General features: G+C 49.1%; 9 protein-coding genes. 7 read left to right on the forward strand and 2 right to left on the reverse strand.

Annotation, left to right across the window (positions count from 1 at the left end):
• Positions 1–39 precede the first annotated feature (39 nt).
• On the forward strand, positions 40–1,017 hold the full coding sequence (locus tag DC20_RS20535) for an ROK family protein (protein ID WP_062545566.1): 978 nt from the start codon (positions 40–42) through the stop codon (positions 1,015–1,017).
• Positions 1,018–1,419: 402 nt separating this feature from the next.
• Entirely contained in the window at positions 1,420–1,638 is a 219-nt protein-coding gene (locus DC20_RS20540; RefSeq protein ID WP_062545567.1) for a hypothetical protein, read from the forward strand.
• A 139-nt stretch (positions 1,639–1,777) separates the two neighbouring features.
• On the opposite strand, the gene DC20_RS20545 is transcribed toward DC20_RS20540, so the two are convergent.
• On the reverse strand, positions 1,778–2,932 hold the full coding sequence (locus tag DC20_RS20545; RefSeq protein ID WP_062545568.1) for an alpha/beta hydrolase: 1,155 nt from the start codon (positions 2,930–2,932) through the stop codon (positions 1,778–1,780).
• Between the two features lie 388 nt (positions 2,933–3,320).
• Between DC20_RS20545 and DC20_RS20550 the strand changes: the two genes are divergently transcribed.
• From DC20_RS20550 to DC20_RS20570, 5 genes are all read left to right on the forward strand, one after another.
• Positions 3,321–5,219 (forward strand): glycoside hydrolase family 13 protein, encoded by a 1,899-nt coding sequence (locus DC20_RS20550; protein WP_062545569.1) that lies wholly within the window; start codon positions 3,321–3,323, stop codon positions 5,217–5,219.
• A 49-nt stretch (positions 5,220–5,268) separates the two neighbouring features.
• Positions 5,269–5,931, forward strand: a complete 663-nt coding sequence (gene pgmB, locus DC20_RS20555) for a beta-phosphoglucomutase (protein ID WP_062545570.1) — start codon at positions 5,269–5,271, stop codon at positions 5,929–5,931.
• Positions 5,932–6,255: 324 nt separating this feature from the next.
• On the forward strand, positions 6,256–8,574 hold the full coding sequence (locus DC20_RS20560; RefSeq protein WP_062545571.1) for a glycoside hydrolase family 65 protein: 2,319 nt from the start codon (positions 6,256–6,258) through the stop codon (positions 8,572–8,574).
• A 381-nt stretch (positions 8,575–8,955) separates the two neighbouring features.
• Positions 8,956–10,719 carry an alpha-amylase family glycosyl hydrolase gene (locus DC20_RS20565; protein WP_157593425.1) on the forward strand — a complete coding sequence of 588 codons (1,764 nt, stop codon included), beginning with the start codon at positions 8,956–8,958 and terminating at the stop codon, positions 10,717–10,719.
• 189 nt (positions 10,720–10,908) lie between these two features.
• Positions 10,909–12,237, forward strand: a complete 1,329-nt coding sequence (locus DC20_RS20570; protein ID WP_062545573.1) for an MFS transporter — start codon at positions 10,909–10,911, stop codon at positions 12,235–12,237.
• Between the two features lie 116 nt (positions 12,238–12,353).
• Here the strand turns inward: DC20_RS20570 and DC20_RS20575 are convergent, their stop codons facing one another.
• Positions 12,354–13,925, reverse strand: a complete 1,572-nt coding sequence (locus DC20_RS20575) for an alpha-amylase family glycosyl hydrolase (RefSeq protein WP_062545574.1) — start codon at positions 13,923–13,925, stop codon at positions 12,354–12,356.
• Positions 13,926–14,083 lie beyond the last annotated feature (158 nt).

The raw sequence follows: 14,083 nt of genomic DNA on the forward strand, positions 1-14,083 counted from the left end.
ACCTCGTGCCTTTACCCGCACCAATCTCTACAAACTCTCATGAAGGACGTAATTTTAGGTATTGACATCGGTGGTACGAACACCAAATTTGGGTTCATTGACCGTGATGGCATCATTTTAACCCAAGGCGAACTCCCCACCACTGAAGGGGAAACGGTCCATGACTTCCTGCGCATCCTCTATTCTGAGGTGCAAAACAAATTCAAAAAGATTGAAGACGAGGCCAAGGTGATTGGTGTTGGCGTAGGCGCTCCTAATGGAAACTTTTACACCGGTACCATTGAAAATGCCCCTAACCTGAAATGGCACGGTTCTGTGCCATTGGTAGAGTTACTGCAGTCTTACTTTAAACTTCCGGTTTACTTAACCAATGATGCCAACGCAGCCGCTATCGGCGAGATGATCTATGGCGGTGCCAAGAACATGCGCAACTTTGTGGTAGTGACTTTGGGCACTGGCTTAGGAAGTGGTATTGTGGTAAACGGCGAGTTGGTGTACGGACATGATGGCAACGCCGGCGAACTGGGCCATACTCTGGTGAACGTGAAAGGCAGCGGACGCGTGTGTGGTTGCGGACGCCGTGGTTGTTTGGAAACGTACGTTTCTGCCACTGGTATCAAACGCACTGTGTACAAGTTCTTAGCAGACTATACAGACTACAGCGAACTGCGCGGCGTAAGCTTCAATGACCTTACCGCTGAAATGATCACGCAAGCTGCCAAACGCGGCGATAAAATTGCTATTGACTGCTTTGAATATACGGGCAAGGTACTAGGCATGAAACTAGCCGATACCGTAGCACACTTAAGCCCAGAGGCCATCTTCCTGTTTGGTGGTCTAGTAAGAGCCGAAGAATTCCTCTTTGATCCGGTTCGTTACCACTTAGAGAAGAACCTGTTAAGCATTTTCAAAGGTAAAGTGAAGATTTTACCTTCTGGTTTGGGACTGAACAACACCGCCGTAATGGGCGCTGCAGCCCTTGCCTGGAAAGAATTGGAGCGCGTGCCTGTGGCATAGTTCTACTCTTTTTCATATACAAGCCCGAAGGTATTCCCTTCGGGCTTTTTGTTTTGCTTTGTTAATAAATCAAACCTTAGGCTTGCTCCACATAAATAGAAACTGGTTTTATATCTGCCTTTTCTAAAAATGCAGATATAAAACACACCGTGAAAAGTTCACCTTAGGGCCAGTTTAATTAATAACCCTTATAAAGCATTTGGCTGCTGTCATACACAATGTGTAAGCCTACGCTGCCATTGATAGGATCTTCATCCAGGCTTGAAAGCCTGAACGTTTTATGGGTTTCAATAATAGTAGTTGTTCTATGTTCATACCAATCTTCCCAAATTCCGTAAGGTAATTAGGGTTTCTTCCTAAGGAAGAAGAAAATGGACCCATACACGCTACACTACAAACACTATGAAAAAGACAGCTTTAAAGAACCTGATGGCTTTGGCCCTGGTGGCAGGCCTATTTTCTTCCTGTGGAGGAGATTCTAATACACCTGGTACGGAGAAAACAGGCAACACCAATACAGAAGACATGGTAGAAGGCGCTGACGGTGGCCTGGACTCTTTGGATCTCCCTGAAGATACCACCAACACCATGGGTACTACCGGAGGAGGAGGTGATCATTAAACGAGAGGATATCTTCCCCTCATTTAATTCTAAGAGGTGCAACTTCTAGAAATCAATCAAAAAAAATGCCCTTTATGGTCTGTATTCATAAAACAGGCCATAAAGGGCGTTTGCTTTGACTAAGAAAGGGTATTACTTTCTATCTAGAAAAAAGCCATTTGAATACGCGTGGGAACTCCCGTTGCCAATAGGCCTCCTTGTGCTCTCCGTCTTCGTGCACCTCATACTTGAGGTTGGAAGGCTTAAGCCCCTGATTCAATAAGACATCGCGCATGCGCTTCATGTCGGGCACCATCTTCTCTCCTTCTTTAGCCCCAGCCACCAAGAAGATCTTAAGGTCTTTGGAAGGCTTTGTTTTGGCGGCATATTTGTAAAACTCCGGTGAAACCCAGAAGGCGGGTGAGAAAATACCTGCCTTGCTGTATACGTCAGGATATTTTAGCGCCGCATACAAAGAAATCAACCCGCCCATGGAAGAACCGGCAATGCCCGTGTGCTCTTTACCCGGAAGGGTGCGGTAATGCGAGTCAATGTAAGGCTTGAGGGTTTGAACCAGGAAATCAACGTAGGCATCTCCTTTTCCGCCGCCCATTTTCATATTGTTCCAGGGCGTGTACTCATTCATACGCTCCTCCCCACCGTTATCTATGCCAACCACAATGACCTCGCGACCCTCATTTTCAAACTGCTCGTTCAAGGACTCGTCTATGCCCCACTCTCCGCTGAAGGAGTAAAAAGAATCAAACAGGTTTTGCCCATCGTGCATGTACAGCACAGGGTACTTCTTTCCTGAGGTTGCGTAATTAGGCGGCAGGTACAGCCAAATCCGTCGGGATTTCTCTAGCTGCGGCATCCAAAATTCGTTGCTCAGAATTTTGACGTTGTCGGTGGCGGTGTGGTTTTTCGTAGCGGTGGGGAAATTATCTTGCCAATTTTCTACCTCAATACGTACCGTGTCCCTGCCTGGTTTGGCTTTATACGCCCGGTTTCCTAGGCCCGCGCCATTGGCCAGCGTCTCTCCTTTCTCCCAGCCTCCACGTGTGATTTTGTATTCCAGTTCGCCTTCTCCAATTGGCATAGTCAGTGTGTAGCGGTTAGTACCTGTTTTCTGGAAAGCGTGCAGTAAACTGCGTGGATTCCAGCCATTGAAATTACCTGCCAAAAAGAGGGTATCTTTTTCCGGTGTTTTGCTAGGCACCCGAACCACTTCAATAGTTACCTGCGCCTCAGCTGAAAAGGCTAGTAGTAAGAACAAAAATGTAAAAACCCGCTTAAAGAATAAAGGTGATTTCATATTTTGGCATTTTATAATCTAGGAAATCGATTTCTTAATTAAAAAAGTGTAGATTTACCTTCATGATTTTACAATATTAACAATTGTTTCAGAATTACCTATAGAATGGTGATTCAGAGCAACGTTAGAAATAGCAGCATAGGATTACGTTACGCATTTATTTATCTCTGAAAAGAACATGCAGCGTACGACAAAGAGGTTGTCAGACAAAAAGTGCCTTTCAACCCTTGAATAACGATTTCTTAACGGTAAGAATCCTTAGCTGTAAGAAAGTACTTCTTTCTGTTTGATGGCTCCTTTTCAGAAAACAGGCTATAACCACAGAGAACAAGAACATCAATAAGAGGCATTGCTACCATAGAACCACATCACGCTTAAAAGAGAAAACATGAAGCATAGATTTTTCTCCCGGTCCCTCTACAAAGGGCTCACCCTGCTGGGAATTTTTCTGATTTCCCTTACTTCCCAAGCGCAGAAAAAAGCCTCCATCACCCGCGTTGATCCTACTAATTGGTGGGTGGGCATGAAAAACCAGGATCTGCAACTGCTGGTCTATGGCCCCAACGCCGGCACCTACAACTATTCCATCACCTACCCTGGCGTAGCGTTGGTGAAAGCCCACAAAGTTGAAAACCCGAACTATGCGTTTTTAGACCTGACCATTGATGCCGCCACCAAACCGGGCACTTTCACCATCACTGGCCAGAACGGAAACCAGAAGCTTACCCGCAAGTACGAACTGAAGGCACGAGACCAGGAACCCAAAGGCCAAGGCGTCACCTCCGCAGATTTCATTTATCTGGTATTGCCTGACCGTTTCGCCAACGGTGATCCGAAGAATGACAAATTCAAGGACATGGCAGACCCTAACGCAGACCGCAAGAACCCGTTCCTGCGCCACGGCGGAGACATCCAAGGCATACAAAATCACCTGAACTACTTTGAAGAATTGGGAGTCACGGCCCTTTGGTTAAACCCTGTCATTGAAAACAACCAGCCACTCACCGATGAAGGCGGGGCCATGCGAAGTGCTTACCACGGCTACGCTTTCACCGACCATTACCAGGTAGACAAGCGCTTCGGCGGAAATGAGGCGTATACCAAATTAGTGAAAGCGGCTCATGCTAAAGGAATGAAAGTGGTGCAGGATGCAGTCTACAACCACGTGGGCATCAACCACTGGTTTATCAAAGACATGCCCTCCAAAGACTGGGTGCACCAGTTCCCTACGTATACTAACACCTCGCACAAGTTTCAGGCGATCATTGATCCCCACGGCTCCAAGGCAGACTGGGCCGTGATGATGAATGGCTGGTTTGTGCCCCACATGCCAGACCTGAACCAGAACAACCCCTTTGTGGCCAATTACCTCATCCAGCACGCCCTCTGGACGGTAGAAAACTTCGGGGTAGATGCCTGGCGCATTGACACCTACATGTACAACGATGATGAGTTCATGAACCGCTGCAACCAGGCGCTCATGGACCAGTACCCCAATATCCACATTTTTGGCGAGTCATGGGTGAACAACGTATTAGCACAGAGCCGCTTTACACGCAACAACATCAACTTCCCCTTTAAGAGCAACCAACCCGGCACTTTGGACTTTGTGCTTTGGACGGCCATGAACGATGCCCTGAACCAGAACTTCGGGTGGGACGAAGGCGTGAGCAAAGTACATCAGGTTTTAGCCCAGGATATCGCTTACCAGGACCCCATGAAACTGGTGACCTTCCTGGACAACCATGATATGAACCGCTACTTCTCTGTTATAGGCGAAGACCTGAACAAATACAAAATGGGCTTGACCTGGATGCTGACCACCCGGGGCATTCCCTCGCTCTACTACGGCACCGAGATTTTGATGAAGAACTTCAAAGACCCTTCAGATGCCGAAGTTAGGAGAGACTTTCCGGGTGGATTTGCCGGCGACAAGGAAAATAAGTTCACAGCTACAGGCCGCAACGAGCGCGAAAACGACGCCTTCAATTTTGTAAAGAAACTGGCGAACTACCGCAAAAACACCCCGGCCCTGCACTCAGGCAAACTCATGCAGTTTGTGCCGCAGGAGGGCACCTATGTGTACTTCCGCTACAACAATGACAACACCGTGATAGTAGCCACCAACAGCACAGACAAAGAAGTAGACCTGAAAACAGAAAGGTTCGCGGAGCGCATGACTGGTTTCTCCAGCGCCCGTAATGTATTAACAGACCAGAACGTAAGCAGCCTGTCTATTATTAAAATTCCCGCTAAAACAGCTCTGATGTTAGAGCTGCAGAAGTAACCCTTTTTCAAACCTGATTTCCCCAAAACAGCGAATAAACAACTTACCTATGCGCACCATTAAAGCCTGCCTTTTTGACCTTGACGGAGTATTGGTGGACACCGCCGTGTACCATTTCAAAGCATGGCGCCAACTGGCCCAAACCTTGGGCATTGATTTCACCGAGCACGACAATGAGCGCCTCAAAGGGGTTAGCCGCGTCCGTTCCCTTGAAATCATTCTGGAGATTGGTGGCCAAACCATGGAACAGGAAAAAATGTTGGCTCTTTGCGAACAGAAAAACACAGAATACCTCCTGGATGTCGCCAAAATGACCCCGGCAGAAATTCTTCCAGGTGTGGTGGACTTCCTGAAAGCCCTGAAAGCCGAGGGCATCAAAATCGCCTTGGGGTCTGCCAGCAAAAATGCCCAGCTCATTCTGGAGCGTACAGAGCTTCTGCCCTACTTTGACGCCATCATTGACGGCCGCCACGTTGTCAATGGCAAACCAGACCCAGAAGTATTCCTGAAAGGTGCTGAAGCGTTGGGCGTACACCCGGAGGAGTGCGTGGTGTTTGAAGATGCAGTTGCCGGTGTAGAAGCCGCCAAAAACGGAAACATGTTGTGCGTAGGCGTTGGCCAACCAGAAGTACTTACCCTGGCAGACATCGTGGTGAAAGATCTCACTGAAATGACCATTGAGCGCCTGCACGCACTGGAGCAGAAAGCCTAAAACATTTTGAGGCTGTTTTTCAGAATTCAGCTCCAAAACAAGAATAAACGGGCAAGCAGATAGTCCCCCTTTGAAGGGGGTTGGGGGATGACAAGGACGTTTGAAGAATCCTGGTACTTCAGCTAATCGGAAGCAAGAATGATTCTCGGGAATGCTTAATCAGCAACAGAAATCATCCCCCCTACCTTCAAAGGGGGACAAAAGAGTACCTGTTTCTAGAAATGTATTTTCAGTTTTATTTCTAGAATTCACCCTTGAAACAGAAAACCTGAACTATAGAAAAAAGTCCTGATACGTGTGTCTTGATACTTGATACAAACTATTATGAAACAATATCTTACTGTTGACGAATGGTCCATCATTGAAGAGGGGTTCCATCCACACTATAACCAAATCTCTGAAAGCGTATTCAGCCTGGGAAACGGCCGCATGGGCCAACGGGCTAACTTCGAGGAGGCATTCACCGGCGAAACCCTGCAAGGCAACTACGTGGCCGGCGTGTACTATCCAGACAAGACCCGCGTGGGATGGTGGAAAAACGGCTATCCGGAGTACTTCGCGAAGGTGTTGAACGCGGCCAACTGGATAGGTATTGACGTGAAAGTAGCCGGTGAAACCCTGGACCTAAACCAAAGCGAAGTGCTGGACTTCCGCCGGGAGCTGAACATGCGCGAAGGCTGGTTAGAACGTACGTTTACCGCTCAATTGGCAAGTGGCAAGCAGGTGCGCGTGGCCTCCAAACGGTTCACCAGTATAGTGGATGATGAAGTAGGTGCTATCCGGTACAGCATCACTCCCCTTAACTTCAGCGGCACCCTCACCCTCACCCCCTATGTGGACGCGGACATCATGAACGCCGACTCAAACTACGATGAGAAGTTCTGGAACGAAGTCCTGCAGGATGCCCAAGCCAATGAAGGCTACGTCATTGCAGAAACCAAAAAAACGTTCTTCCACGTGTGCACCGGCCAGAAGTTCGTGGTAACGCAGAACGGACAGGAAATACAGGTAGACGCCACCCCAGAGGAACGAACCAAATTCATTGCCTCAACTTTTAAGGTAGCAGTACAGGAAGGCCAGGAGATCGTGTTGTACAAGTACGCCGCCAACATTTCCTCAGAGAATCACCCAAAAGAAGCTTTGATTGAAAACACCAAAAAGGTACTAGTTTCGGCCGTAGGCAAAGGATTTGAGCAGATGCTACAGGAACAAGCGGCAGCTTGGGCGGCTAAATGGGAAGAGAGCGATATCATGATTGAAGGAGATGCCACTGCTCAGCAAGGCATCCGGTTCAACATCTTCCAGCTAAACCAAACCTATACCGGCGAAGACGAACGTCTGAACATCGGTCCGAAAGGGTTTACCGGCGAGAAATACGGCGGAACCACTTATTGGGACACCGAGGCGTACTGCCTGCCCTTCTACCTGGCCACGGCTGACCCGCAGGTGGCCCGTAACCTGTTGGTGTACCGCTACAAGCACCTGCAGAAAGCCATTGAGAACGCCGAGAAACTTGGTTTTACCGGAGGTGCCGCATTGTACCCCATGGTGACCATCAACGGCGAGGAGTGCCATAACGAGTGGGAAATCACCTTTGAAGAAATCCACCGGAACGGCGCCATAGCGCATGCCATTTATGACTACATCCGGTACACCGGCGATGATTCCTACTTAGCGGAATATGGACTGGAAGTGCTGGTGGGAATTTCCCGGTTCTGGGCGCAACGCGTGAACTGGTCGGCGGCGAAAAACCAGTACGTGATGCTGGGGGTAACCGGCCCGAACGAGTACGAGAACAACGTCAACAACAACTGGTACACCAGCACCATTGCCACCTGGACCCTGGAATATACCCTGAAGGCCCTGCAACACGTGCAATCCACTGACGCAGCCCGCTACCAGGAACTTGTCCAAAAAATGAACCTAAACGTGGAGGAAGAAACTGGTAAGTGGCAGCATGTGATTGATAACATGTACTACGCCGAAGACCAGGAACTGGGTATTTTCTTACAGCAAGACGGCTTCCTGGACAAAGAGCAGACCCTGGTGAAAGACCTTCCGGCCGAAGACCGTCCGTTAAACCAGAAATGGTCCTGGGACAGAATCCTCCGCTCGGTGTTCATCAAACAAGCCGATGTGCTACAGGGTATTTACTTGTTTGAAGACCGTTATGACCTGGACACTATCCGGAGAAACTACGACTTCTACGAGCCGCGCACGGTGCATGAATCTTCACTATCGCCTTGCGTGCACGCAATTCTGGCGGCAAAATTAGGAGACGAGGAACGAGCCTATGAGTTCTATCTCAGAACCGCCCGCTTAGACTTGGACGACTACAACAACGACACCGAAGACGGCTGCCACATCACCAGTATGGCGGGCACCTGGATGAGCGTGGTGCAAGGATTTGGGGGCATGCGTGTGCGTGATAACCAACTGCACTTCAACCCTTTCATCCCTTCTGGCTGGACTTCTTATTCATTTAAGATCCGTTTCTGTGGGCACCTGCTCAACATCAAAGTAACCAAGGAAAGCGTGACTATTGAGAACCAGGCAGAGAAAGCCATCAAGCTGAACGTGTTTGACCAACCGCAGACCATTGAGGCGAACTCCAAAGGTGAGTTTGCGCACCAGTTGGTGTAAGCCTCTACTACTGTTTTGGGCCTGATTTCCACAAATCAGGCCCAAAACAGAAAACTCTTACTATGGCGCGAGACTGAAGTCTCGTGACAAAATATGACGGGAGTCTCCAGACTCCCTAAGTACCCGGGCCAGGGAGTCTTGACCAAACTCTTGTACTAAGTCGGGAGTCTGGAGACTCCCCCAACCGTCAGTCACGAGTCTGAAGACTCGCGCCAGTTTTAAATGTAACTTTTGCCACCCGATTCAAGCTACATGACACCTAAATCCACCAAACAACCTTTCCTTTCCTTTGTGTTTCTGGCAGCTGCACTGGTGGGAAGTTGTACCCCTACTGCCCCCAAACAGACGAGCTCCACTGAAACCAAAGCACCGGCACCCGTTATGACGACTACTCCACAGGTTACTGACCCTAACACCACCGAGGAAGAAGTAAAGGACAACAAGTTTGTCATTTACCAGATGATGACGCGGCTGTTCGGGAACAAGAAAGCCACGAACAAGACCTATGGCACGGTGCAGGAAAATGGGGTAGGCAAGTTCAATGACATCACAGACAAAGCACTGCAGGAGATCAAAAATCTGGGGGCCACGCACGTGTGGTACACCGGGGTCCTTGAGCACGCGCTCATGACAGACTACACTAAGTTTGGTATTCCTCTGGACGATGCTGATGTGATCAAAGGCCGGGCCGGGTCACCATACGCCATCAAAGACTACTATGACGTGAACCCAGATTTGGCCGTAGACGTGCGCAAACGCATGGCTGAGTTTGAAGCCCTGGTGCAACGCACGCACAAAAACAACCTAAAGGTTTTAATAGACTTCGTGCCGAACCATGTGGCCCGCTACTACGGCTCAGATGCCAAACCGAAAGGAGTAGAAGACTTTGGAAGCCAGGATGATAAGAGCGTTTCCTTCAAGCTTAGCAACAACTTCTATTACATACCCGGTCAGACGCTGCAGGTACCTAAAACCTACAACCCGTTAAGCGGAACTTTTAAAGGGCCGCAGGAAGACGGCAAGTTCAACGAGACGCCGGCCAAGGCCTCGGGGAATGACGTGTTCAGCTCCACGCCCAGCGTAGATGACTGGTTTGAAACGGTGAAGCTGAACTACGGCGTGGATTACCAGAACAACCGGACCGCCCACTTCTCGCCTACCCCGGACACCTGGAACAAGATGCGCGACATCCTGCTGTTCTGGGCGGGGAAAGGCGTAGACGGTTTCCGGTGCGACATGGCCGAAATGGTGCCCGTGGAGTTCTGGGCCTGGGTTATTCCGCAGGTAAAAGCCCAGTACCCAACCATCACGTTCATAGCTGAAATCTATAACCCGAAGGCGTACCAAACCTACATCAAGACCGGCGGTTTTGATTTCTTGTATGACAAAGTGGGCTTGTATGATGGCTTGCGGAGGCTCATGGAAAACAAAGGCCAGGGCAACACGGCAGAGATCACTAAGGTATGGCGCGAGGAAAGCCGGGGCATCTCTAACCATATGCTGCGTTTCCTGGAGAACCATGACGAACAACGCGTGGCTTCCACTGAGTTTGCAGGCACTCCGTGGGCAGCCGTGCCGGCCATGACGGTGAGCGCCACGTTGGGCAGCGGTCCGGTCATGATCTACTTTGGGCAGGAAGTGGGCGAGCCCGGCAAAGGGCACGAAGGCTTTCAGGGCGAAGACGGACGTACCACCATCTTTGACTATTGGGGCGTTCCAGCGCATCAGGCCTGGATGAACGGCGGAAAGTTTGACGGCGGTAAACTCACTGAAGACCAACAGCGGCTACGTGCTTTTTACACCAAATTACTTAACCTAAGTACCAGCCGCGAAGCCATCCTGAAAGGAAAGTTTTATGCCCTAACCGCCGAGGAAGGCACCGCCCCTGCGGGAGTGTACGCATACCTGCGGCACACGGCAAAAGAGCAGGTTTTGGTATTGGTAAACTTCAACCGGCAGTCCTCCAACTATGCGCTGAGCCTGGCTCCTACTGCCTTCACCGCCATGGGCCTGGACGCAAAAGGCAGCTTCATCCTTCAGGATTTATTGACAGATACGCCGCCTTTGTTTTTTCAACCATCGGTGAAAACCAGCATCACTCTTGCTCCCATGAGTGCCCATGTATTCTTGTTACAGAAAAAGTAACCTGGCACCCCAGTCTTCCTGAACAGGGATATTGATTTGGATGAGTTTCAGTGATTAAACCTTTAAGGGTAAACTCTTCCTCTTTAAGAGCATACCTTAGAAAAGCAGCTAGTTTTTTAGGGTTGTTTTCTACATATTCATGCTATAACAACACTTACCCCTTACTACCAAACTAACCTAATTTTGCCCATGGCACAAACATTACAGGCGCAAGCCAAACCTCGGCTGAGTTTCTGGCAAATCTGGAACATGAGTTTCGGATTTCTGGGCATTCAGTTTGGATTCGCGTTACAGAACGCCAACGTAAGCCGGATTTTTGAAACATTGGGCGGTACTGAAATTGCGCTGTACTGGCTTGCCGCTCCGGTGACGGGCCTTTTAGTGCAACCCATCATTGGCTACATGAGTGACCGTACCTGGAGCCCGGTGTTCGGGAGACGCAAACCTTTCTTCATGGTGGGTGCGCTGCTCGCCTCCCTGTCGCTGCTCATTATGCCAAATGCTTCGGTACTTTGGATGGCCGTGGGCATGCTCTGGATTCTGGATTCGTCCATCAATATTTCCATGGAGCCTTTCCGGGCGCTGGTGGGTGATTTGCTGCCGTCTGAACAGCGTACCGCGGGCTTTGCGACCCAGACGTTCTTTATTGGGGTGGGTGCGGTTGTAGCCTCTTCCCTGCCCTGGATCTTCAATAACTGGATTGGCTTGCCTAATACAGCGCCGTCCGGCGAAATTCCGCCCTCGGTGAAATGGGCGTTTTACAGCGGTGGTGTCGTGTTCTTTTTAGCTGTTCTCTGGACGGTAGTCAAAACAAAAGAATACCCACCCGAAGACCTGGAAGAGTTTAACCGTGAAAACAACGAAACTACGTTCTGGCAAGGCGTTTCTGAAACGTTCCTAGGCATTTTCAAAATGCCTAAAACCATGCTGCAGCTGGCGTTTGTGCAGTTCTTCACCTGGTTCGCCCTTTTCTCCATGTGGATTTTCACCACTCCTGCCGTGACAAGCCACGTCTTTGGCGCTTCTGACACCACCTCCAAACTTTACAACGAAGGTGCCGACTGGGTGGGCATCTGTTTTGCGGTGTACAACGGTATCTCAGCCGTTTTCGCGTTTGTGTTACCAGTTATTGCCAAAAAGACGAGCCGCAAAATGACCCATTTGTTCTGCTTGGTGCTTGGGGGGGTTGGATTGATCTCTATTTACTTTATTTCTGACCCTAACATGCTGTTGGTCTCCATGGTAGGTGTGGGCATTGCCTGGTCTAGTATTCTTACCATGCCCTATGCCATCTTAGCTGGTTCTTTGCCAGCCAAACGCATGGGGTACTACATGGGTGTTTTCAATTTCTTCATTGTAATTCCTCAGATAGTCGCGGGTACGCTGCTGGATTTCATCAACAAAAACATCTTCCATGGGGAGTCCATCTACGTGTTAGTGGTAGGAGGTTGCTCCATGATCTTTGCTGGTTTCCTGACATTAATTGTGAAAGATGTAGACGAACAGGCAGTTCAATAAGCCATAGTTAAATATCACAGAAGAGCCCGGGATAATGTCCCGGGCTCTTCTGCTTTAAAGGGTGTTATCAAAAAATGCTGCCAAAACGAATGTGGACTTCCACAACCCGCTTTGGTTTATTTCTTCAACACAACGCTGCTATAACCCGGAAGTGTCAAGCTGGCCCCTTTTTGCTTCGTCCCTTTGTTGTTTTTAAAGTGCACCTTACTGTAAGAGGTTAAGTTCTCAGGAAGATTAACACTTACCTCATTCTTGGTAAGGTTGTGCAGGACCAGCAAGGACTCATCTTCGTGGGTTCTCACAAATGCGCTCACCCCAGAATTACCTAACTGGAGCGGCTCCAGGGTACCATATGTCAAGGCTTTGCTATTGCTCCTTAAGCCAATCATTGTTTTATAATGATTGAAGAGCGAGTTCTTGTCCTTGATCTGAGCAGCGGCTGGAGCTACAGAACCTTCAGGGTTGTATTTGGGCTGCATCCAGGTGGTGCGGCTTTTGTCTTTGGCTTTCACGTCCCATATGAACGGTTCTCTGATGTTTTCATCTGGCTTCATTCCTTTCATACCTATCTCTTCGCCGTAATACAGGTAAGGAGAACCCGGTAAGGTCATGAGCAGCGCCGTGGCCATTTTCGCTTTATTCATATCTCCGTTTACGGCACTCATAATGCGGTTTTGGTCATGGTTGGTCAGGAAGGTGGCGTCTACATAGTCTGGGTTCACGTTCTGGTAGAAGTCTCTTATCTTCTTATGGTTGGCCACCAGGTCACCAGCATTTTCCTCATTCACAGCTTTGGTAATGGCAAAGCCCATGTCAAAGTTAAAAAGGGCTGGTAAGCCTCGCAGGTAAGGTCCAACAATCTCGGCTGGTGCCCACACCTCTCCTACCAGGTATACGTCTTTGTTATCCTTTTTCATCTCGTTCCGGAAGTACACCCACCAGTTGTGGTTGTCATGGGGTCTTTCATCTGGAAAGATATGGCGGGCGGCATCTAATCGGAAACCGTCTACGCCTACCTCGGTAAACCAAAAACGGCCCATCTTGAAGATTTCTTCGCGAAGCTTAGGGCTATCAAAGTTCAGGTCGGGCATGCCGCTGTAGAAGTAGCCGTAGTAGAGGTAATCACTTCCTTCTACTTTGTGCCAATGGCGGGTATTGTCTGAGTCAGCTCCGGTGGGTCTGCCCTCTTTCTGGGTTTGTGGGTCGTTTTTGTGCGTCCAGACATAGTAGTCACGGTACGGGCTGTTCTCATTTTTCACGGCATCAAGAAACCATGGGTGTTTGTCTGAGGAATGGTTGATCACCATATCCATCACCACTTTAATGTTGCGTTTGTGCGCCTGGTTGATGAACTCCTTGAAATCTGCCATGGTCCCGTAGTCGGGGTGAATGCCGTAGTAATCGGTCACATCGTACTTATGGTAAGAAGGTGATGGATTCATGGGCATCAGCCACACCGCTTCCACCCCGAGGTTCTTTAGGTAGTCAAGTTTAGAGGTCATTCCCTTGATATCCCCAATGCCATCTCCGTTTGAATCAGCGAAGGACTGCACGAAGATTTCATAGGTGATTCCACGAGGCCATTCGCTTACTTTTTTATCCTGCGCTTGCGCAACCTCAATGTTTCCTAAGGTACTGCAGAAAAGCATGGACGACAGGAAAAGACGGGCTAAATTCTTCTTTTTCATGAAGGTATAAAGAATGTAAAACCTGAAATAGCCTTGAAAAGGATCAACTAAACGGGGCTATCCCGCTCTCTCTCCTTAACCAAGGGCCTACCTCAAGTTCATTGATGAAAAAAATTCTTAATTCGGCGTACCTCTATTTTCCAGCTGATTTTTGGAAA

Origin of the sequence: Rufibacter tibetensis (assembly GCF_001310085.1) — a bacterium.
Classification (GTDB): Bacteria; Bacteroidota; Bacteroidia; order Cytophagales; family Hymenobacteraceae; genus Nibribacter; species Nibribacter tibetensis.

Excerpts from the sequence above, each read along its gene's own strand:
- DC20_RS20535 (WP_062545566.1), top strand. The coding sequence starts at position 40 with ATGAAGGACGTAATTTTAGGTATTGACATCGGTGGTACGAACACCAAA.
- DC20_RS20540 (WP_062545567.1), top strand. The coding sequence starts at position 1,420 with ATGAAAAAGACAGCTTTAAAGAACCTGATGGCTTTGGCCCTGGTGGCA.
- DC20_RS20545 (WP_062545568.1), bottom strand. The coding sequence starts at position 2,932 with ATGAAATCACCTTTATTCTTTAAGCGGGTTTTTACATTTTTGTTCTTA.
- DC20_RS20550 (WP_062545569.1), top strand. The coding sequence starts at position 3,321 with ATGAAGCATAGATTTTTCTCCCGGTCCCTCTACAAAGGGCTCACCCTG.
- pgmB (WP_062545570.1), top strand. The coding sequence starts at position 5,269 with ATGCGCACCATTAAAGCCTGCCTTTTTGACCTTGACGGAGTATTGGTG.
- DC20_RS20560 (WP_062545571.1), top strand. The coding sequence starts at position 6,256 with ATGAAACAATATCTTACTGTTGACGAATGGTCCATCATTGAAGAGGGG.
- DC20_RS20565 (WP_157593425.1), top strand. The coding sequence starts at position 8,956 with ATGACGACTACTCCACAGGTTACTGACCCTAACACCACCGAGGAAGAA.
- DC20_RS20570 (WP_062545573.1), top strand. The coding sequence starts at position 10,909 with ATGGCACAAACATTACAGGCGCAAGCCAAACCTCGGCTGAGTTTCTGG.
- DC20_RS20575 (WP_062545574.1), bottom strand. The coding sequence starts at position 13,925 with ATGAAAAAGAAGAATTTAGCCCGTCTTTTCCTGTCGTCCATGCTTTTC.